Source organism: Chloracidobacterium sp. (genome assembly GCA_016711345.1).
In the GTDB taxonomy this organism is placed as follows: Bacteria; Acidobacteriota; Blastocatellia; order Pyrinomonadales; family Pyrinomonadaceae; genus OLB17.
This window is the reverse complement of the sequence record JADJTD010000001.1, coordinates 2,704,770-2,726,158: the sequence shown is the minus strand read 5'-3', so window position 1 is coordinate 2,726,158 and position 21,389 is coordinate 2,704,770. Positions and strand designations below refer to the sequence as shown.

At 49.8% G+C, this 21,389-nt stretch carries 19 protein-coding genes; 16 read left to right on the top strand and 3 right to left on the bottom strand.

Features of this window, described 5'->3' with window-relative positions:
- Positions 1 to 26: 26 nt before the first annotated feature.
- A complete protein-coding gene (locus tag IPL32_11345) occupies positions 27 to 482 on the bottom strand; it encodes a hypothetical protein (protein MBK8466416.1) in 456 nt (151 codons plus the stop codon).
- A 36-nt stretch (positions 483 to 518) separates the two neighbouring features.
- A complete protein-coding gene (locus tag IPL32_11340; GenBank protein MBK8466415.1) occupies positions 519 to 998 on the bottom strand; it encodes a nuclear transport factor 2 family protein in 480 nt (159 codons plus the stop codon).
- A gap of 193 nt (positions 999 to 1,191) precedes the next feature.
- Here IPL32_11340 and IPL32_11335 point away from each other — a divergent pair, with 193 nt between their 5' ends.
- The 14 genes from IPL32_11335 to IPL32_11270 all read left to right on the top strand — a co-directional run bounded on the left by IPL32_11335 (position 1,192) and on the right by IPL32_11270 (position 17,299).
- Positions 1,192 to 1,764, top strand: coding sequence for a sigma-70 family RNA polymerase sigma factor (locus tag IPL32_11335; GenBank protein MBK8466414.1), 573 nt, complete (start codon positions 1,192 to 1,194; stop codon positions 1,762 to 1,764).
- Positions 1,765 to 1,779: 15 nt separating this feature from the next.
- Complete coding sequence (locus tag IPL32_11330) at positions 1,780 to 4,725, top strand: serine/threonine-protein kinase (GenBank protein ID MBK8466413.1); 2,946 nt, start codon at positions 1,780 to 1,782, stop codon at positions 4,723 to 4,725.
- Positions 4,726 to 4,733: 8 nt separating this feature from the next.
- Positions 4,734 to 5,240, top strand: coding sequence for a GTP cyclohydrolase (locus IPL32_11325; GenBank protein MBK8466412.1), 507 nt, complete (start codon positions 4,734 to 4,736; stop codon positions 5,238 to 5,240).
- Between the two features lie 124 nt (positions 5,241 to 5,364).
- Positions 5,365 to 7,587 carry a redoxin domain-containing protein gene (locus IPL32_11320; protein ID MBK8466411.1) on the top strand — a complete coding sequence of 741 codons (2,223 nt, stop codon included), beginning with the start codon at positions 5,365 to 5,367 and terminating at the stop codon, positions 7,585 to 7,587.
- 47 nt (positions 7,588 to 7,634) lie between these two features.
- Positions 7,635 to 7,868 carry a type II toxin-antitoxin system Phd/YefM family antitoxin gene (locus tag IPL32_11315; protein ID MBK8466410.1) on the top strand — a complete coding sequence of 78 codons (234 nt, stop codon included), beginning with the start codon at positions 7,635 to 7,637 and terminating at the stop codon, positions 7,866 to 7,868.
- Positions 7,855 to 8,217: a type II toxin-antitoxin system VapC family toxin gene (locus IPL32_11310; GenBank protein ID MBK8466409.1), complete on the top strand. Its 363-nt coding sequence runs from the start codon at positions 7,855 to 7,857 to the stop codon at positions 8,215 to 8,217. The genes IPL32_11315 and IPL32_11310 overlap by 14 nt, the downstream gene beginning before the upstream one ends.
- 4 nt (positions 8,218 to 8,221) lie before the next feature.
- Positions 8,222 to 9,955, top strand: a complete 1,734-nt coding sequence (locus tag IPL32_11305; protein ID MBK8466408.1) for a tetratricopeptide repeat protein — start codon at positions 8,222 to 8,224, stop codon at positions 9,953 to 9,955.
- A gap of 129 nt (positions 9,956 to 10,084) precedes the next feature.
- Positions 10,085 to 10,768, top strand: coding sequence for a hypothetical protein (locus IPL32_11300; protein MBK8466407.1), 684 nt, complete (start codon positions 10,085 to 10,087; stop codon positions 10,766 to 10,768).
- Entirely contained in the window at positions 10,768 to 12,498 is a 1,731-nt protein-coding gene (locus IPL32_11295) for a tetratricopeptide repeat protein (GenBank protein ID MBK8466406.1), read from the top strand. Before IPL32_11300 ends, IPL32_11295 begins: the two co-directional genes overlap by 1 nt.
- Before the next feature lie 5 nt (positions 12,499 to 12,503).
- Positions 12,504 to 14,483 (top strand): PD40 domain-containing protein, encoded by a 1,980-nt coding sequence (locus tag IPL32_11290; GenBank protein MBK8466405.1) that lies wholly within the window; start codon positions 12,504 to 12,506, stop codon positions 14,481 to 14,483.
- A gap of 12 nt (positions 14,484 to 14,495) precedes the next feature.
- Positions 14,496 to 16,241 carry a tetratricopeptide repeat protein gene (locus IPL32_11285; protein ID MBK8466404.1) on the top strand — a complete coding sequence of 582 codons (1,746 nt, stop codon included), beginning with the start codon at positions 14,496 to 14,498 and terminating at the stop codon, positions 16,239 to 16,241.
- A 26-nt stretch (positions 16,242 to 16,267) separates the two neighbouring features.
- The gene (locus IPL32_11280) at positions 16,268 to 16,492 is read left to right on the top strand and encodes a hypothetical protein (GenBank protein MBK8466403.1); all 225 of its coding nucleotides are present in this window, start codon (positions 16,268 to 16,270) and stop codon (positions 16,490 to 16,492) included.
- 57 nt (positions 16,493 to 16,549) lie between these two features.
- The gene (locus IPL32_11275) at positions 16,550 to 16,885 is read left to right on the top strand and encodes an SWIM zinc finger family protein (protein ID MBK8466402.1); all 336 of its coding nucleotides are present in this window, start codon (positions 16,550 to 16,552) and stop codon (positions 16,883 to 16,885) included.
- Positions 16,886 to 16,975: 90 nt separating this feature from the next.
- Positions 16,976 to 17,299, top strand: coding sequence for a DUF4160 domain-containing protein (locus IPL32_11270; GenBank protein MBK8466401.1), 324 nt, complete (start codon positions 16,976 to 16,978; stop codon positions 17,297 to 17,299).
- Positions 17,300 to 17,393: 94 nt separating this feature from the next.
- Here IPL32_11270 and IPL32_11265 read toward each other — a convergent pair whose 3' ends face one another.
- On the bottom strand, positions 17,394 to 18,077 hold the full coding sequence (locus tag IPL32_11265) for a hypothetical protein (protein MBK8466400.1): 684 nt from the start codon (positions 18,075 to 18,077) through the stop codon (positions 17,394 to 17,396).
- Between the two features lie 375 nt (positions 18,078 to 18,452).
- Here IPL32_11265 and IPL32_11260 point away from each other — a divergent pair, with 375 nt between their 5' ends.
- Together IPL32_11260 and IPL32_11255 are read left to right on the top strand one after the other, a co-directional pair.
- On the top strand, positions 18,453 to 19,949 hold the full coding sequence (locus IPL32_11260; GenBank protein ID MBK8466399.1) for an NCS1 family nucleobase:cation symporter-1: 1,497 nt from the start codon (positions 18,453 to 18,455) through the stop codon (positions 19,947 to 19,949).
- Positions 19,930 to 21,387, top strand: a complete 1,458-nt coding sequence (locus IPL32_11255; protein MBK8466398.1) for a CoA-acylating methylmalonate-semialdehyde dehydrogenase — start codon at positions 19,930 to 19,932, stop codon at positions 21,385 to 21,387. The genes IPL32_11260 and IPL32_11255 overlap by 20 nt, the downstream gene beginning before the upstream one ends.
- Positions 21,388 to 21,389 lie beyond the last annotated feature (2 nt).

Below are 21,389 nucleotides of genomic sequence, written 5' to 3'. Positions count from 1 at the left end.
GTTCTCTGTGGTGATTGGTTCTGAAACTACTTCTTTGGTTCGAGAACGATCTCGCGCGCCAAGCGGTTGCCTAAGACTTCGCGGATCAACAAACGTTCACGATAGCCCTGCATTTGTGCAGCGTCGTTACCGACCACAGTTTGTGCGAGGTTGTCAGCTTTGGATTGATTGGCCTCAAATGTTGCCAAGTCTTTATACTCAGTCAACAGCAGCATGTTCCAGTCGTTGGCACCGTGCATTTCTGTTTGGATAACCATATATGAAAGGATGATGCCTTCCTTCTTCATCGATTCCTGGTTCCGTTTCCAGTCGGTAGCGAGGTAATTTTTATAGGCGGTTTCCATACCGGGCTTCATCTGGATTACGCCAATGGCCCAAACCGAACCGTTGCTGTACGGACGATTGACTTGTGCGGATGTGACGATGCTCATTGTCAGCGTGATGATGAAGAGCGAGATAACTAAAAATAATTTGTTTTTCATGATTTTTCTCCTGTTTTTGTTTTTGTTGGGAAGTAATTAATCTGCCAAACGTGTGTTGCCTGCGGCGACCAACTGCCAACGGCCTTTTATCTTGACGAAGGTCGCTGTTGTGACGAATTTGCCGCCGGACACTTTTGATTCGGGAGCAAATTTTGTCTTGATATGGGTAACCGCCACTGCGGTGTCTCCAAAAATGTGCATTCTTGCCACCTCGATGCTGACCGATTCGTATTTCACGTCGCCGGACTTGAAAGAGGCAATGCGTTCAGCCTTGTTCATCATCGTTCCGGTATCGCCCACGAATGTGTAATCATCAGCATAGATGCGGTCGAGCGCGGCAGTGTCATTTTTGCCCAGTGCAGTTGCAAGCTCACTGATCGTTTTCCGAACTTCTTGCTCAGCCCCGCCTTTCTTGGTGTTCTTGTACCCCGTTTGGCACAGGATTAAGGTCGGCGCCGCAAGCATAATAGCCAATGCCAACAACATCTTTCTTGTTTTATTTTGTTTGAATTTCATAATTTTCTCCTCCTGATTTGTCGAACTGGTTCTTTAGGCGCTCTGCCGCGCTCGATTAAGCCGCTGCATAGCCGTTTTTTTTGTTCTCTACTTAGCTAAACGAGAACCAACTCTAAAAAGGTGCATGCCTCAATTCTTTTTTATTTAAGGTTTTATTGTTTTATAATCAGCATAGAAATTCGCCGCAAAACAAATGGAAAACGCAGATTCGCATGAGATCACTCTTTTGCTGGCTGATTGGGGAAAGGGTGACGAACAGGCACTGGAACAGCTAATGCCGCTAGTTTATGACGAACTGCGCCGGATGGCGAGAAATTATATGAGGCGTCAACCGTCGGGACACACTTTTCAAACGACTGAGTTGATTCATGAAGCCTACCTAAAACTTGCTAAACAGGATGAACCAAACTGGCAAAACCGGGCACATTTCTTTGGTGTGGCGGCGGCGGCGATGCGGCATATTTTAGTCGATTATGCACGTTCAAAAAGCAGCCAGAAACGCGGCGGTTGGCAGGAGAGAGTTACGCTCGCCGATGATACTGCTTTGGCGGCGGACCATTCAAAAGACATAATCGCGCTCGATGACGCCCTGAAAAATCTGGCTGCACTGGATCAACGAAAAAGCCGTGTCGTTGAACTGAAGTATTTTGGCGGCATCACCAATGAAGAAGTTGCCGAGGTCCTAAAAATATCAACGGACACCGTAAAACGCGACTGGCGTTTCGCCCGAACGTGGTTATTACGTGAATTATCTGTTGCGCAATAAGAGCAAAGAAATTTTATGGATTCCAAAAGGCTGAAACAGATCGAGGAGATTTATAACGCTGTACTTGAAAGTCCGGTCGACGAGCGTACGGCTGTACTCGACAAAATGTGCGGCTCTGACGCCGATCTTCTCCGCGAGGTCGAATCGCTGCTGACTTTTGAGAATACATCCGACAATTTTTTAGAGTCGGCGCCCGAAGCTCTCGCCGCTGAGATGTTTGCACACAGGGAAAACGTAACGAACCTTGCGGGCAAAGAAATAAGCCACTACAAGATCATCAGGCTTTTGGGAACAGGCGGAATGGGTGAGGTTTATCTCGCCGAAGACACAAAACTTCGCCGCAAGGTCGCTCTCAAACTGCTGCCGCAGGAATTTTCTACTGACAGTGAACGCAAAAAGCGTTTTGAAAAGGAAGCTCGCGCTGTATCTGCTCTCAACCATCCAAATATCATAACGATCTACGAGATCGAAGAAGCCGAAAATATCAGTTTTATGGCGACCGAGTTTGTTGACGGACACACTCTCCGTCATTTGACCGCCGACAAACCGCTTTCGTGGCGTGAAGCCGTTAATATTGCTATACAGATAACCGGCGCCCTCGAATCGGCGCATTCTGTCGGCATCATTCACCGCGACATCAAACCCGCTAATATCATGGTCCGCGAAGACGGCATCGTAAAGGTTCTGGATTTCGGGTTGGCAAAACTGACGGCGCCTGATTCCGGCGATTTCGACACACGCGAATTGACCGCTCCGAATCGCGTTATGGGCACGATCAATTACATGTCGCCCGAACAGGCGCTTGGAGAAAGGATCGACACGCGAACAGATATTTTTAGTTTTGGCGTTGTGCTTTATGAGATGCTAACAGGCAAAGTGCCTTTCGGCGGAGGAAAAAATTCGGTAACCAACCATTCGACTATCGACACAACTCTGCCTTCGGTAAGCGAATCAGACGATGAAATTCCTGCGCCATTGGATCAGATAATCAAACATGCTCTGGAGAAAGATCGTAATGTGCGTTACCAGACGTTTACCGATCTGCGTACCGATCTGAAAAATGTTCTGCGCGATTCTCAGACAGATTCGTTCGATTATGCGTTTACCAACAAGACCGTCCTACAGACCGATCCGAATAAAGGTTTTCCATCGACGCGATCAAATAGTGAGATCGTGTCGAGATTTAAATTTTCTGCACTTTGGCTGGTCGCACCGCTTCTGATCTTGGGACTGGCTGTCGGCGTTTACTGGACTTATTTTTATTCTCAAGGCTCTACCGTCAACAACTTTCAATCAACAAAACTGGATGTTCTTACCGCACATGGATTGGCTGTTTCGGTTGCCATTTCACCCGACGGGAAATACATTGCCTACGCCAAAGACGAAGATGGACGGCATAGCCTTTGGCTGCGGCAAACTGGCAGTGCGGGCGACACGCAGATCGTTCCGCCCGACAAAACGAAATATAGTTTCTTGAAATTTTCGCGCGATGGGAACTTTCTTTACTTTGTAGGCACGGAAGGAACGGGCGATCCGTCTTCGCTCTTTCAGATCACGACACTGGGCCGCAATAGGCGTAAGATCATAACCGGCGTTGACAGCCAGATATCTTTTTCGCCGGATGGCAAGAGCATCGCTTTTGTCAGATCGCAAGAAGGCGATAAATCCATCATTATCACTGATGAACAGGGCGGAGATGAACGCATTGTAAAGACGCGCAAATATCCGGAGGTTTACACGGAGGAAGTTTCCTGGTCGCCAGACGGGCGGCTGATCGCAGCCCCGACGCTGACAAGCGGTGCATATTACGCGGGTGGAATTGCGGTGGTTGATGTCGCGACGGGGATCGAAACGCGAATCCCCTTGCAGGAAGAAAAATTGCTTCGAGTCAGTCAGCTAGCGTGGACGACCGACGGTAAAGGCATCCTTTATACGCCCTATGCGGCCGATATGGGGCAGCGATACCAAATCCGATACGCTGCGTACCCAAGCGGCGAAGTTCAAAACGTCACGAATGATCTTTCCAGTTATGAAGATTTCAGTGTAACGGCCGATTCCCAAACAATAGTTGCCGTCAAGCGGGAATATTCGATGGGCATTTGGCTGACGACTGAAAATGACTTCTCCAGCACCGTCAGCATTAATTCAAAAACGGGAGCCGACGATGGAGAACGCGGTGTATCGTGGACGAAGGATGGCAAGATCGTTTTTGTTTCGAGCGAAGGCGGCGCACAAAATATATGGCGAATGGATGCCGACGGCGGCAATCCGAAGCCTTTAACAACCGGCTATACGTTCGGGAAATTATATCCGTCGCTTGCGGTTGATGGTGACAGGATAAATTTCTTCGGTCCAAACAACGACCCCGTTACGAATGAGCCGATTCAAGGACCCTACAAGTTTTTTCAGATGGACTCCGACGGGCGAGATGTTCGTCCCGTTGTTGAGAACGCAGATCTTGCTTTTGTTCCCGTCTCGTCTAATGCAGATTGGGTGGTTTACACAACCAGAGCAGCCGGCATATCGAGGATATGGAAAGTTCCCCTAACGGGCGGCGATGCCGTCCGATTAACGGATGTGAATTCTTTGATGCCTGTCATCTCGCGCGACGGCAAATCAGTCGCATATTTCATCGCTGAGAAAAACAAAGATCTCAAACTCGGCGTTATTTCGATTGACGGCGGCGCTCCGATAAAAATCATTGATTTGCCACCCACCACGCATATGGGAGCCGGAATCGCGTGGAATAAGGCCGGTAACGGCATTTTGTTCGTAAATACACTCGGCACGACTTCAAATATCTGGACGCAGACGCTTGACGGATCGAAACCCACGCAAGTAACCGCATTCAATGAATTTCATATCGCACAATTTGCGTTGAACGCAGAAGGCAATCGTCTCGCCGTTGCTCGCGGCTCGCGTAATCGGGACATTGTGTTGATAAAAAATACCCGTAAATAAATTAGCAAATGAATATTCGGCTTGCGACGCGAGAACTTAAAACGAAGTTTGGCACATACACAGAATTTCTTTATTACGATGGCCAGAAAGAGTCGATCGCGCTTGTGATGGGCAATGTTGAAAGCGGCGAAGATATTCTTTGTCGGATACATTCGCATTGCATAGGCGCTCATGTATTCAACAGCGTCGAATGCACTTGCCGCGAAGAGATGGAAGGCTCGCAGACGTTGATCGAACGCGAAGGCAAGGGCGTCATCATCTGGCTCGATCAGGAAGGCAAGGGCAACGGTCATCTTGCGTTGATCGAGAGCATTCCTTATAAGAAGGAATTTGGTCAGGCTGAGGGCTATGTAAAAGCGGGGTACTCGTCCGACGCACGCAGTTATCGTCCGGCTGCTGAGATATTGAACCACCTTAAAGTAAGATCAATTATATTGCTATCAAACAGTTCGGAAAAGGCCGACGATCTGCGACAGGTCAACATCAATGTTACCGGCGTCCGCACACCGATTTAATAGAAACAGTGCCCTTTTGGCCTGTGTTTTTACTTTTTGTTTAATAGGGATACGGGAGTTTGGGTGTTTATGTCGATGCTGCCAAACACATCGACCTCGTCAATAGATTTCAAAGGAGAAACTTATGATTCGAAGCAGCTTTCAAGTGATGGGGCTTTTGATTTTGTTCTGTCTTTCGGTCACAGCACAGGCAAGCAGTGACAACAAGCTAAACGCGGCCGAGGCTTGGAAGGCAGGGCATTCGCGGCATGGCGAAGGCTTTGATGTCGGCCCGCGCGAAAAACCTTGGGTGATGTCGGGCATCGGCAAAGTCAACTTCCCTATCACAACCAAAAACCCTGAGGTTCAACAGTGGTTCAATCAAGGAATTGCGCTACAGCATTCATTTTGGTTCTTTGAGGCAGAGCGTTCGTTTCGCTGGGCGCTCAAGCTCGATCCTGAATGCGCGATGTGTTACTGGGGGTTGTCGTTAGCTGCTGGCGATGAGCGAAGTCCCAAGTTTCTAAAGGAAGCTAGTAAACGCAAAGATAAAGTCAGCGACCGTGAACGCCGCTATATCGAAGCTTGGGAAGCACGCGGACAAACGGATCTGCCGGCTGACGCAGGAGGCAATAATCCGAGCGATGAAAAGCGATCTAAGCGTTTCATGTATCTGCTCGAACAGCTAGTGATTAAGTATCCCGACGACCTTGAGGCAAAGGCGTTTTTCGCGTTGGACCAGATTGGCGGCGAGCATCGCTACGCGGCGGATCTGATCATGCAGCAGGTCCTGGCACGCGATCCTAATCATCCCGGCGCGCATCACTACCGTATTCACAACTGGGACAGCCCGGAAGGCAATCAGGCGCTAGACAGTTGCGCAGCTTATGGCAAGGTAGCGGCGGGCATCGGTCACGCGCAACATATGCCGGGACACATCTATAGTAGTATTGGCATGTGGCACGAGGCAGCGATCTCGATGGATTCGGCGACGCGCGTTGAAAAGCAATATTTGCGTCAACGCCTTGTGTTTCCGTTCAATACATGGAATTACGCGCACAATCAAAATTATCTCGGCTACATTCAAGAACAGCTTGGCATGCCCGAAGCCGCGATCAGCGGAGCAAAGCAATTGCTCGCTGCGCCGCTTGATCCTAAATACAACAATCCATCTCGCTACAGCGCTCACGCGCAGGGCACGATCGCCTTGTCACGAGCTCTTGTCAGATTTGAACGCTGGAACGACGTTCTTGATCCTAAGACATTCAATTGGCAAGACCACACGCGTGATAAATTGACTCGCGCTTACATAGAAACGCTCGCTCATCTCGGCCTCGGTGATATTGAGAAAGCTGCGAAAAGCTACGTCACACATTCTACTCTCAAAACAGAAATCGAGAAGCCCGAAAACAAATGGTTCGAGCATCATTACACGATCCAATCACTCGAATTGCGCGGACGGCTTGCGTTGGCAAAAGGTGAAACGATAAACGGCCTGACGCTGCTCGCGGATGCAGCCAAACAACAGGCCGAGAGATTCGATGACGAAGACGATCCGTCACCGTGGCCGAATCTTTTATACAACACTCTCGGGCGTGCTTACCTTGATCAAAAAACACCGTCGCTTGCGGTTGCGGCTTTTGAAAAGTCCCTAACTATCGTTCGCAACGACGGCTTTGCTCTTTCAGGCTTGGTCGAAGCTCATAACGCGTTGGGTGACAAAGGAAAAGCAACCGAAGCTTATGCGCGACTTCTACACGTCTGGTCTGACGCTGAGCCCGGAATGAAATGGCTGGCGCAGGCGAAAGCGGTTGGGTTGCAGGCACAGCCAAAAGATGTATCGCCCGGGCCGCAGCGCAATTACAAAAGCACGGTACTTACACAACTTGGGCCGAGCGTTTGGGAGTCGTTCGAAGCGCCTGAATTGAATGCCGTCGATGCTCAGGGGAAAACCGTTTCGCTAAAAGACTTTCGCGGCAAGAACGTGCTTCTGATCTTTTATCTCGGCGGTTACTGCGAGCATTGCCTCACGCAATTGAAAGAGGTTATCAAACGCAATCAGCAACTCGCGGACCTGAACACGACGGTACTAGCCGTAAGTGCCGATCTGGATCCGGCGCTAGCTCAAACAGCAAAGTCTCTAGGCGTGCCGTTCCCGTTACTTTCAGATCCAAAAAATGAGAACGCTCGGCGTTTCAAAGCCTACGATGATTTCGAAGAGATGGCGTTGCACTCGACGATCCTGATAGATAAACGCGGCCGCGTACATTGGTCGCGTACTGGCGGCAGCCCGTTCAACGAATTCGATTTCCTCATAAAAGAAATTGAGCGGTTGAATAGTACAGCTAACTTGGAGGCTGTAAAATGAACAAATAACTGGTCAAGTGACTGGTCATGTGTTAGGATCAAACGGCTATGAAAAATAAAATAAAAACCATAAGTGCAAGTGAATTTAAGGCCAAGTGTTTGCAGATATTCGATGAACTTGGGTCAGAGGGAATAGTGGTTGAAAAACGAGGCAAGCCGATCGCCAAAGTGATTCCATTTGGAACTGCCGATAATTCAACGCTGATAGGCTCAATGAAAGGCCAGATTACAGTATCAGGTGATATTTTCTCGACCGGAGTTAAATGGAATGCTGAATCTTGACACACATATCCTGGTGGCGTCGCTCGCTGGCGACTTAACGCCTCGCGAAGAAGATCTCGTTCTAGCAGAGAGTCTGGTAGTGGCGGATATCGTCCTGTGGGAATTGGCTAAACTTGTCCAACTCAAGAGGCTGACTCTCGATATGGACAGCGTTGCATTTCGCCGCGTCTTGCGGCATCTAACGATCATTCCGATAACTATTCAGATAGCTCGTCAGAGTACTAAATTAGATTTTGCATCTGATCCGGCTGACGAGTTGATCGCCGCAACCAGTATCGTCGAGCGAATACCACTTTTGACCCGAGACAAAAAGATACTCAAATCGCGGGTTGTGCCATTAGCAAAATGAAGTTATGAAACGATGCCCTGAATGCAGACGGGATTATTACGACGATACGTTGCTGTATTGTCTCGACGATGGAAATGAGCTTTTAGAAGGCCCTACCACGGGGTCAGCGGGCGATGAACCGGTGACGGCAATCTTCCACTCGACGGCGTCTTCGGATGATGCTCCGACTCGGGCTCAGATCCATACGACCGAACAGACGGCTGTTTTGCCGTCGGGCATTGCCGATATTCCAAAAACAAAAGCCTTTGATAAACGGTTATTTTTGGCTCTGGTGCTTCTTGCGGTGATCGTTCTCGGCGGTTTTTTTGGATACAGGTATGTCACGCCCGGCAAACAGATCGAATCAATTGCAGTGATGCCGTTTATTAATGAAAGCGGTAATGCTGATGTTGAATATCTTTCGGACGGCATGACTGAGACGCTGATCGGTAATTTGACGCAATTGCCGAACCTGAATGTGAAGGCGCGATCATCGGTATTCCGCTACAAAGGCAAAGAAACGGACGCGAAGACCATCGGCAAAGAGCTGAACGTGCAAGCGATCTTGAATGGTCGGGTTGCCCAACGCGGCGATCAATTAACGCTCAGTTTGGAACTCGTTGATGTGCAAACCGAAAATGCGATCTGGAGTCAGCGATACGACCGTAAACAAGCGGACCTCGTTTCGTTGCAAAGCGAGATCGCGCGCGATGTTTCGAGCAAACTGAAATCCAGGCTTTCAGGTGCAGAAGTCGCGAGTGTCGAAAAGAATTACACCGCCAACTCCGAAGCCTATCAGCTTTATCTGCAAGGCCGTTACCAGTGGAACAAGCGGGAGGCAAAGGCATTTGATAAAGCGGTCGAGTTTTTCAAACAAGCCATCGAAAAAGACCCGAACTACGCCCTTGCCTACAGCGGATTAGCCGATACATATTCCTTGTTTCCTGCATACGGCTATTCCAGACCGAAAGACTATATGCCGCAAGCCAAGCAAGCCGCACTCAAGGCTCTCGAACTTGACCCGAATTTGGCGGAGGCCCACGCATCTCTCGGCGAGGCAATTTTTTATTACGATTATGACTGGGCAGGTGCTGAGAAAGCATTCAAACGCGCGATCGAGCTCAATCCAAAGTACGCCACGGCTCATCAATGGTATGCGGAGTTACTAGACGGCGCGGGCAAACATGATGATGCTATCAGGGAAATATCAAAAGCTGTCGAACTTGACCCGTTTTCCAAGATCATCAACCAGCAAATGGTGCAGATTTTGACAGTCGCCAAACGATTTGACGAAGCATTGATGCAAAATAAGAAAGTCAATGAGTTGTTTCCCGATGAAATTGGCTTTCGTTATACCAACGCCACGATTTATGAGGCTCAAGGCAAATACTCGCAAGCTTTCGAAGAATACATCCTTGTTGGGAAAGCAGCCCGGGCCAAACCTGAAGAAATTCAGGAGGCAAAGGACATGTACGAAAAAGGCGGTTGGGACGGTTTAGTAAAAAACCGGGAAGAAGAAAAACTCAAATCTCTAAATGACCAACAGGCAAAAGACAAGAACGCTTATGTACAGGCAATTGAGTTTGCCAACTCTTACGCTTATCTCAAAGACAAAGATAAGACAATCGAATATCTGAACAAAGCTTATGACGAGCGCTCAATGGGTGTTCTTTACCTTAAGGTCAGTTTTATTTGGGACTTCGTGCGCGACGACGCGCGATTTAAGGAATTGGTCAAACGAGTCGGGATCCCGGAGTAGCGATTTATGAGAAAATGCCCGCAGTGCGGACGTGAGTATGACGTGTCGAAAAGCTTCTGTCGGAGTGACGGGGTTCGCGTGCTCAAGTAAGAATTATAGTTGGCTGCATTGCGGCCGTGAAATGAAAATATGACAAGTAAAATGTTTTTGCTGATCAGCCTCGTAGCTGTGTTTTCGCTGTTCTCGGCGGCGCAGGCGCCGGTACCTATCGATAAGGAACCCGGGCACCGTCTAAAACTCGAAAATGAGTATGTGAGGGTGTTTGACGTACTGGTGCCTGTCGGAGGCGGGACACTCTTTCACACGCATGTATTCGATGGCGTTGGCGTACCTGTGAGCGACGCCCAAATGACCGACGAGTCGATCGATGGAACCAAAGAAGAGTTCACAACCCGGTTGGGCGAGACGAGTTTCGGCTCGAGTCCCGAATTCTCGCATAGGGTCATGAACCGCGGTAAGACCGATTTCCGGACCATTTACATTGAACTGCTACCGAGCAAAAGGCGGCCTTCGAAGACAACCGCGAAGGCTCCGCTGACCGACGCTCACATCGTCGAGATCGACAACGAGCGCGTGAGAGTCAACCGCCTTATCCTCAAGCCAGGTGAGTCGTCGAAACCTCACACTCATAAGCTGAGCGGCCTTGGGGTGATGCTTTACGATTCGAGAGTCGAAATCACCGCCCCCGACGGTACGAGACGGATCATTGACGCGAAGGCCGGCGACATCGTTTGGCAGGCCGCAGGCACGGCTCACACGATCAAGAACGTCGGTAAAACCGTTTTCGAAGCTATAGACATTGAGATCAAGTAATGAAGAAGTGCCCGCAGTGCGGACGAGAATACGACAACTCGATGATGTACTGTCTCGATGACGGAACCGAGTTGCTCTACGGCCCGGCGTCGATGGATGAGCCGGCGACGGCGATAATGCACGACACAGAGCCGCCGAGCGAAGCAGCGACTCGTGCGCAGATTTACACAGCCGATAAGACTGCCGTCTTACCACGCGGGGCGGAGGCGGAGCCTCAAAAGAATTTGGGCGGCTCGACGGAAAAGCGTAGTTTTTCCGCAAATAGGGCGGCGAAGCCGCTGATCGCCGGTGGAATTTTGGTTGTGTTTCTTGTCGCCGGATTTTTCGGTTATCGATTTATCACCCCGGCAAAACAGATCGAATCCATCGCCGTGATGCCGTTCGTCAATGAAAGTGGAAACGCTGATGTCGAGTATCTCTCGGACGGCATGACCGAAACGCTTATTAAAAGTCTGTCGCAAGTGCCGAATTTGGCTGTTAAGTCCAGAAGCACAGTTTTTTATTACAAGGGCAAGGAAACTTCGCCGAAGAAGATCGGTGAGGAATTGGGAGTTCAGGCAGTCTTGCTAGGCAGAGTCGGGGGGCGTGGTGACGATCTTAAATTGAATCTCGAACTGGTCAATACGCAAACACAAGACGTGATCTGGGCCGAAGAATACAACCGCAAACAATCTGACCTTGTCTCGCTGCAGAGCGAGATCGCCAAAGATGTTTCGACTAAACTCAAATCAAAACTTTCGGGTGCGGACGAAGCAAAGGTGACCAAAACATCTACGTCAAGCCCCGAAGCGTATCAAGCGTATCTGAAAGGACGTTATTACTGGAATCGCCGTACGGAGGAGAATTTCAAAAAAGCAATCGAGCAATTCAACATCGCCGTGTCAAAAGATGCTGGTTATGCCCTTGCGTATGTTGGTCTTGCCGATTGTTACGTTCTATTGCCGCAATACTCCGGAACTCCTACCAGAGAAGCAATGCCGCAAGCGAAGGCCTACGCCGAGCGGGCAATCGCTCTTGATGAAGAGTTGTCAGAAGCACACACATCGCTTGCACAAGTGGCGCAAAGTTACTGGCAATGGGCAGAATCTGAGCGGGAATACAAGCGTGCGATCGAGATCAATCCAAATTACGCGACCGGTTATCATTGGTATGCCGGGCTTCTAAAAGAACTTGGTCGATTTGAAGAAGCTGCCGTGATGATGAAACGTGCCAAAGAACTCGACCCGCTTTCGAGTATTATTGGCGTCAATATTTCTGAGATGTATCAGATCCAAAACAACCATCAGGCAAGCGTCGAAAACTCACTCAAAGTAATTGAGATTGATCCAACCTTTCCGCTTGCGTATGACTATTTGGGACTGTCCTATCTAAAACTGGGGCGTAACGCGGAGGGGATGGCAAATCTTGAAAAAGCCGTCGAAATGAGTAACAGAGCGGCCAATATTCTTACAGATCTTGGTTATGGTTACGCTGTTATCGGAAGGCGCTCCGAAGCGCTCGCAATTGCGAAAGAGTTGGAAGCAAGTTACACCGAGAAGGCAACCGCGGGACTAAATATTGCTCAGGTTTACGTTGGACTGGGCGACAAAGATAAAGCACTAGAATGGCTGGAAAAGGATCTGCAGAACAAAGAGAGTGTCTCGGTTGTCAGATATTACATAGCCTTCGAATCTCTCCGCGACGACCCTCGAGTCAAGGATTTGCTGAAACGGATGGGTCTGCCGGAATAGAAATTATGAAAAAATGCCCGCAGTGCGGAAGAGATTTCAATGACGACACGATGAGCTTTTGTCTCGATGATGGGTCGGACCTTCTGTTTGGCCCGGCAAGCGGCTCCGGTGCTGGCGACGAGCCGCAGACGGCGATCTTGCATTCGACTGAGGCGCCGAACGAGGCGCCGACGCGTCGGCAAATAAACACGACCGGTGAGACCCTAGCCGCTCATACATCTGGAAAGAAGCGTTCATCTGCACTGCGAAATATCGCTTTCGTATTGGTCATCATCGGAGCACTGGTTGCGACCGGATTTTTAGCATTTCGTTATTTCAAATCGCCGCCGCCTCAGGTATCGAGAACGACTGACAACCTCAAGACGCAACGGCTGACCGGCGACGGAAAAACTCGTGGGTCGGTGATCTCACCGGACGGTAAATTCCTCGTCTATAGACGGCTCGAAAATGAAAAAGAATCATTGTGGATCAGGCAGATACAGACGAACAGTAATGTTCAGGTGGTTCAAGCCGGCGAGTTGGAGGCGATCCGCGGCCTCGCATTTGCTCCAGACGGAAGCTTTGTTTATTTTAACGCCGAAACTCCGGAGAGCGGACTTAATACCATCTTTAAAGTTCCGACCCTCGGCGGTTCGCCAACGAAGTTTCTGTCAAACGCGCTAGATATCACATTCTCGTCCGACGGAAAGCAGATCGGCTATGTTCGTTATGACAACGCGGCGGCCGAAGCATGGATATTTGTCGCAAACGCCGATGGCACGAATGAGCGAAAGCTCGCAACGTTTCGTGGAAAGCAATTTACCAGTACGCGTCCGGCCTGGTCGCCCGACGGGAAAACGATAGCGGTCGGTATCGGGGACGACGATCTGCTGCCCGGACCACAATATTTCATAGGCTTGATCTCGACCACTGACGGAAGCATTTCGGAACTTGGAAGCCGGAAATGGGCGGGCTTAAGAGACCTGGTGTGGACGCCGGCAGGTGATGCAGTACTTATCGTTGCAACAGAATATGTCGGAACCCCGGGGCAGGTCTGGGAAATAAGCTACCCGTCGGGCGAACCGCGACGCGTAACTCCGACACTAAGATCCTACAACGATATCTCGATAACGGCAGACGGAAAGTCCATTTCTTTGATCGAAAGCGAATCAAGATCGAACGTGTGGATCTCGCCAAATACCGATCCAAATTCAGCCAAACAGATAATGCCGCCAAAAGGAGACACTTGGGGCATATCCTGGACACCGGATGGACGGATCGTCTATGCCTCGGACCAGAGCGGTGATTATGAGATATGGTCGATGGGTGTTGACGGATCAAATCCCAAGCAACTGACTAACGATCGGATCTTCAAAGCGGGGCCGATAGTTTCGCCCGACGGCCGTTATGTCGTTTACTACTCTGCCGAGGGCGGCGGTCAGATATTCAGGATCGATGTTGGTGGGGGCAATCCGGTTCAATTGACGTCCGGTGTAGGCGGTGACAATCCGAGTATTTCGGTTGACAGCAAATGGGTGCTTTATTCGGCCTTTATTGACGGCAAACCCGTGATCGTCAGAATGCCGATCGATGGTGGTGAACCTCAAAGGCTATTCGACGGCCTGGCGACAGAGCCAAGCTATTCTCACGACGGGAAATATCTTGCGTGTTTCGTTATGGATGAAAAGACCCAGCGCTGGAACCGGATCGCGATCGTGCCTGCGGACGGAGGCGAGGCGATCAAAATCCTTGAAGCTCCGCCATCTCTCAACGTCAGCAGCGGCCCCAGATGGACACCTGATGGAAAAGGTATCGCCTACCTTGCATCCCGCGGAGAGAAGACTGATATGTGGGTCCAGCCGATCGACGGCGGTAAACCGAAGCAACTCACAAACTTTGACCCGCCCACGATCGTTCGCCGTGAATACTCACGCGACGGCAAACAGATCGCGATCGTCCGCGGCGAGGCAACGTCAAACGCTGTTTTGATCACGGGTTTTAGATAGAGATACGTATTTATGAAACGATGCCCAGAATGCAGACGCGATTATTACGACGACACGCTGTTGTATTGTCTTGACGACGGAAATGCTTTGCTCGAAGGCCCGGCGTCGATGGACGAACCGAAGACGGCGATCATGTCAGAACCGGGAGCGATAGCGACTGGGTTCCCGACTAGTGAGGCTCCAACACGCGCGCAGATACACACGGCTGAGGAAACTGCGGTCTTGCCTTCGGACGTTGCAGATGCACCAAACGCAAGAAGCTTTGACAAGCGTCTGCTTTTCGTTCCGTTAGCCCTGGTCGTTATCATTCTTGGCGGATTTTTTGGGTATCGATATGTCACTCCTGCCAAACAGATCAATTCCATCGCGGTGATGCCGTTTGAGAATAGGAATTCGGATGCCGACACAGATTATTTATCCGACGGTTTGGCGGAATCGCTGATCTTTCGCCTGACGCAGATTCCTGATCTGCGGGTCAGCCCGACGAGTTCGGTGATGCGTTACAAGGGGAAGGAGACCGATGTTGCCAAGATCGCCAACGAACTTGGCGTAGATGCGGTGATGACCGGACGCCTTACCAAGCGGGGCGACAATCTGAACATCACGGTCGAGCTGGTGGATGCCCGCACCAACAAGTCGCTGTGGGGCGAGCAGTATGAACGGAAACTGTCGGAATTGCTGACCACCCAACGCGAGATAGTCGCCGAGATCGTGGGCAAACTGCAATTAAAACTGTCGGGCGAAAGTGAGCAAAAGCTTGCGAAGAAATACACCGACAACTCGGAAGCTTATCAGCTATATCTGCAGGGTCGTTACCATTGGAACAAACGAGATGCGAAAGAATTTGAAAAGGCGGTCGAGTTTTTCAAACAGGCCATCGAAAAAGACCCGAACTATGCGCTGGCTTACACCGGCTTAGCCGATACTTATAGCTTGTTTCCTCGTTGGGGCGAAGTCAGGCCAAAGGACTATTTGCCGCAAGCTAAGCAGGCGGCTCTCAAGGCTCTCGAGCTTGACCCGAACTTGGCCGAAGCACATACGTCTCTGGCATCGATCATTCTTACTTATGAGTATGACTTTGCAGGAGCCGAAAAGTCCTTCAAACGGGCGATCGAACTCGATCCTAATTACGCGACGGCTCATCAATGGTATGGGAACTCTTTAATGGCGATCGGCAGAAGCGACGAGGCGATCAAGCAACTTACAAAAGCCGTCGAGCTCGACCCGTTTTCAATGATCATTAACAGGGAGTTGGCTATTGGTCTCTTCGCCGCCAATCGATTTGACGAAGCTTTGTTGCAGAACAAGAAACTTAATGAGCTATTTCCCGATGAAGCACGTTTTCATTTTGTTAACGGTCAAGTTTATGCCGCTCAGGGCAAATATGACGAAGCTGTCGAAGAATATCTTCTTAGTTTGAAGGCAAATAATGATTTCAAACCCGAGAACATTACGAAATTAAAAGAAGCTTACGAAAAAGGCGGCTGGGATGGCTACGGGCGAGTGAATCAGGAAATACGCCTCAAAGACCTGAGTGCCAAACAGGCAAAAGACCCAGACGGATACGTTAATCCAATGGGTTTTGCCAACGCATATGCTTGGGGTAAAGACAAAGATAAGACGATCGAATATCTGAACAAAGCATATGACGAGCGTGAAAGGGGGTTGGTCGAAATAAAGGCCAATAAAATTTGGGACTTCGTGCGAGACGACCCGCGATTTAAGGAATTGGTCAAGAAAGTCGGGTTTCCCGAATAGAAAATAGTTATGAAACGATTCCCTGAATGATGATGAAATTTGAATTGAGCGGCAAAGAGAGGCGGCAGTTTTTGGCGAAGACGCGGGAGTTTGCGGATGCTCAGGGCGAAAATCATTACGTCGCTCTTGGCCGCACCGTTCAACAGCTTGGCAGCTTTCTTCTCAAATTCTGCGACCTCACCGACAAGGAAAGAGAAGATATCCAATACACACTCGAACAACACGACCGCGACCAGAACCGGAAATATTAACCGCTTGCCAAGCCAAACGGTTAATGCTACATTTGCCTACACATTCGAGGAAATAATATGGAAGAACTAGCCTTTGAAGTACAGGGTTCTGCCCCTGAACCTTACAAAGTAACTTTTACTCGCCGATCGCAAGACAATCTATCTGCTTATTGCACATGTGCAGCAGGGGCAAACGGTCAATACTGCAAGCACCGACTAGCGATACTTGGCGGAGATGCGTCCGGAATTATAAGTCCGAACAGCGGCGAAGCAAAAATAGCCCAATCATGGTTACCAGGAACAGATGTCGAAAAGGCTTTGCTCAAATTACGGGAACTTGAGTTGGCGGCAGCAAGAATCAAGAATGAAATAACTTCCGCAAAAAAAGAAGTAGCTGCAGCGATGCGATCCTAATTTTGAAAATATGCAGCAATGAAGATGAAGGAGTTTTTCATTGAAGAAATTGATCGGTGCTCTAGTTTGACTCATCTTTCAGGGTCATTAATGAGCGTCCTTATTGAATGTAAGATCGACTTCGCTAACGACACCGTAGCTCTTTATGTAGAGCGTGCTCTAGTTGAGAAACTACGCGGAAATCGTATTGAAATACGGTTGAACGAACATTCACCTCCCCATTTCCATGTGGTTGGCGCTGATTACGACGCCAGTTTTAAGATTGAAAATTGCGAACATCTCAATGGTAATATTTCGGCGCGCGATCTTCGTTACATTCGTTACTGGTTCTTTGAGATGGGTGCAAAGAAAAAACTCATCGAATTCTGGAATAGCTCGCGACCGTCAAACTGTCCGGTAGGTCCGATTGTTTAAGTTGTTAGAACAAACGATATCTTGGCCGAATTTAGAGTTGATTTATGTATTCGATAAAAGGACGGCGGGGAGCCGTCCTTTTCTTTGTTGGCGATTATGCGTCGTTATCGTCGTCTGGTGTTGGCGTCGGTGGTTTGGCTTTTTGGGGCGCGCGTTCTACGTGGCTGGCGCTGTTCCAGGCGGCGCGTTTGCCGGGGTTGTTGGCGTAGAGGTTTTGCATGACGGCGTCGCAGATGCGGAGGGCGATCATTCCTCGTCGGACGGATTCGCCGATCTCGGCGGTGGCGGCGACGCGATTATCGATTGCCGTAACGGGGGCCGTGAACGATGCTTCGAAGGCATTTGCGGCATCGCTAAGACGGTCAATGAAATCATTGGCTAAACCGTAATTGATGAAGTCGCCTTCGTGCGTGGGAAGGATGAGCAGCCAGGCGCGGGCCGTGTTGAGCATGTCCACATCGGTCTTGTTTTTGGGGAAAGAAAATAGCTCGGTGATGCCGTCAAACTCGTACTCCATCATCCGCGCCGTGCGGGCGATAGGTTCCATCTCTTCGACGAGGTTTTCGCGAGCCGTGCCTTTTGATTCAAACGCCGCTCCGGCAGCGGCGTCGCTGGCCGACTGATCGACACCGATATCGTCCAGCAAAGTCACTTCCGCGATGATCTTGTCCATGTTGATCTTTTGAATGGATAGGTTTGGAAAATCGGCCGCGTTGTCGAGAGAAAACTGCTTGACCCTCTCAAAAGCCTCTAATCGTCGTCTTTCTGAATCTTTCATAATTTTTTCTCCTTAAAATCGTAAAAAGTTAATATTATGCGGTGGAAGTTTCAGATAACTTCAAATTGTAAGGTAAAACTGTCGCGATAGCGTGATAGATGAAGCGTACACGAAATATGCGAAACTTTTTAAAGTTATCAGCTCCGTTCGCCTGTTTTTTGTGTCGGTAACGTTAAATCTGCTCCGGTAGCGTGAAATCTGCTCCGGTAACAAATTATTTACAACTTCCAGCCATTATTTGCAACTTTCACGCTTTATTTGCGGCGTCCGAAAAATATCTGGCAGTTCGAACGTAAAGGCTTTTTAATTTATATTATAGAACGGTAACAACCACTAATTTCTAAAACTGCGGCGGAATGATCGGGGTAAATATTTATGACCGAAACTGTCCAACACGATGACGGACGCGTTGAGTTAAATGCTGACGCGTTAAAAGATATCGAATCTTCGCCTTTGTATAACGAAGACCTCGCTCCGGTGCCTGTCGCCAAGCGCAATTGGACGACGTACAACTACGCGGCGCTTTGGATCTCGATGGCGCATTGCATACCGACTTATATGATGGCGTCGGGGTTGATCTCGGCGGGTATGAACTGGTGGCAGGCTTTGTTCACTATTTTGCTCGGCAACATCATTGTCCTCGCGCCCATCTTGCTCAATTCGCACCCCGGAACAAAGTACGGAATTCCCTTTCCGGTTTTCGCTCGTGCGGCTTATGGAACGATGGGCTCGAACGTGCCTGCGTTGATGAGGGCAATTGTCGCGTGCGGCTGGTTCGGTATTCAAGCCTGGATCGGCGGACAGGCTTTGCAGACTTTTTTCGCGGCGTTCATTCCCGGTTGGGCGACTTTGCTCGGCGGGCCGATCGGAGGACACACGCCGACGGAATGGCTCTCGTTCATGATCTTTTGGGGCATGAACATCGCCATTATTTACAAGGGAATGGACCTGCTGCGGATCGTCGAAAATTGGGCCGCGCCCTATGTTTTGGTGATGACAGGCATTTTGCTCGCGTGGATATTGTATCAAGCGGGCGGCGTAGGTTTCTTGCTCAATGAACCCGGCAAGTTTCAGACGTTTGGCGAATTTTGGCCGATATTTATTCCATCGTTGACGGCGATGATCGGTTTTTGGGCGACGCTTTCGCTCAACATGCCGGACTTTACGCGATTTGGTAAGAGTCAGAAGGAACAGGTCGTCGGGCAGACAGTCGCTTTGCCGACTACTATGGTAGTTTTTGCGGCGATGGGCATTTTAATAACGTCGGCGGCGTTAATAGTCTTTCCAGATATGAACAAGGCAGACGCTTGGGACCCTGTTAAACTTGTCGGACAATTCTCTCAGCCGATAGTCGTCGCTATTTCGATGTTCACGGTTGTTGTTGCAACCTTATCAGTAAATATCGCGGCAAACGTAGTCTCACCCGCAAATGATTTTGCCAACGCGTTCCCAAAACTGATCTCATTTCGCACCGGCGGCCTGATCACAGGGATCATCGGCATTTTGATGATGCCTTGGAAATTACTCGCCGATCCAAGCGGTTACATTTTTGGCTGGCTGGTTGGGTATTCTGGCGGTTTAGGATCGATAGCAGGCGTTTTGATCGCGGATTATTGGCTTGTCCGTAACAAAAACCTGAATCTTGGCGATCTTTACCGCAGCAAAGGAATTTACGGCGGCTGGAATTGGAGTGCGGTAATTGCAACGCTTCTGGGTTGCTTTTTTGCGTGGATAGGGTTGATAATTCCAATACTTCGACCGTTATACGATTATGCGTGGTTTGTTGGATTCGGTGTCGCGTTTGTCGTGCACTGGGCGTTGATGGCGGCGATCCCGCCGACAGAAAAAAATAATGAAATACGAGAGAGTTAAGAATTTTTACAACGGCGAATTTGTGGAAAGTACATCCGCAAATGATTTTGATGTCACGTCGCCGCTGGACGGCAACCTGTTGGCGACGGTTCCGATGTCAACGCCGGATGAATTGGAAAGGGCTGTAAGATCGGCGAAAAAGGCTTTTGAAAGCTGGAGCAAGCTGCCGATAAAGGAACGTGTGCAGGTATTTTTCCGCTACCGCTATTTGCTAGAGAAACACTCGGATGAGCTTGCCGCTTTGGTCTCTGAGGAAAACGGCAAGACCATTGACGAAGCTCGTGCCGAGGTCGATAAGAGCATCGAGCTTACTGAATTTGCCTGTTCGATGCCGCAGCTTATTTCCGGCGAGATCATGGAAGTCAGCCGCGGCGTCGAGTGTCGAACCGAGCATTTCCCTGTCGGCGTGGTTGCTTCGATCGTGCCGTTCAATTTCCCCTTGATGGTGCCAAATTGGACGATGCCGAACGCTCTTGTGCTCGGCAACACAATGATAATGAAGCCATCCGAACTCGTGCCGCTTTCCTGTGAGCGAATGGCCGAGCTATTAAAAGAAGCAGGTTTGCCCGACGGTGTTTTCAACATCGTCAACGGTGGCAAAGAGATCGTCGAAGGCATCTGTTCTCACAAAGATATCGAGGCGGTCAGTTTTGTCGGCTCGACGAAGGTTGCAAAGCTCGTTTATCAGCAGAGCACACATCATCTAAAACGCTGCATCGCTCTCGGTGGTGCAAAAAATCATCTCTTCGTTCTACCGGATGCAAATCCGGCGATGACTGCCTCGAATGTTACGGCTTCGATGTCAGGCTGTGCCGGACAACGCTGCATGGCCGCATCAGCGATGCTCGCTGTCGGCAATGTCGATCCGATCATCGATCAGATCGTCGCCGAAGCACGCAAGATCGTTCCCGGCAAAAATCTCGGCGCCGTGATCTCAAAAGCCGCAAAAACGCGCATCGAAGATTACATTTCCGAAGCCGAACGCAACGGAGCGAAGATCCTCGTTGACGGACGCGGTGCGGTCGTCGAAGGCAAAGAAAACGGAACCTACGTCGGGCCGACTGTCATCGACTTTGTTAAACCTGACATGTCGGTTGCGACCGAAGAGATATTTGGCCCGGTCATTTCGATCATGCGGACAGATACGCTCGACGAAGCGATCAAGATCGAGAACGAAAATCCTTACGGCAACGCTGCAGCGGTCTTCACGCAAAGCGGCGGCCTGGCGAGATACGTCATGGAACACGCCAGTGCCGGAATGGTCGGCGTCAACATCGGTGTACCAGTGCCGCGTGAACCGTTCTCTTTCGGAGGCTGGAATGAATCGCGTTTCGGTGCGAACGATATCACGGGACGCAGCTCGATCGAGTTTTGGACAAAGTTAAAGAAAACAACAACCAAATGGAACCCCGAGGCGGGTGTAAACTGGATGTCTTAAAT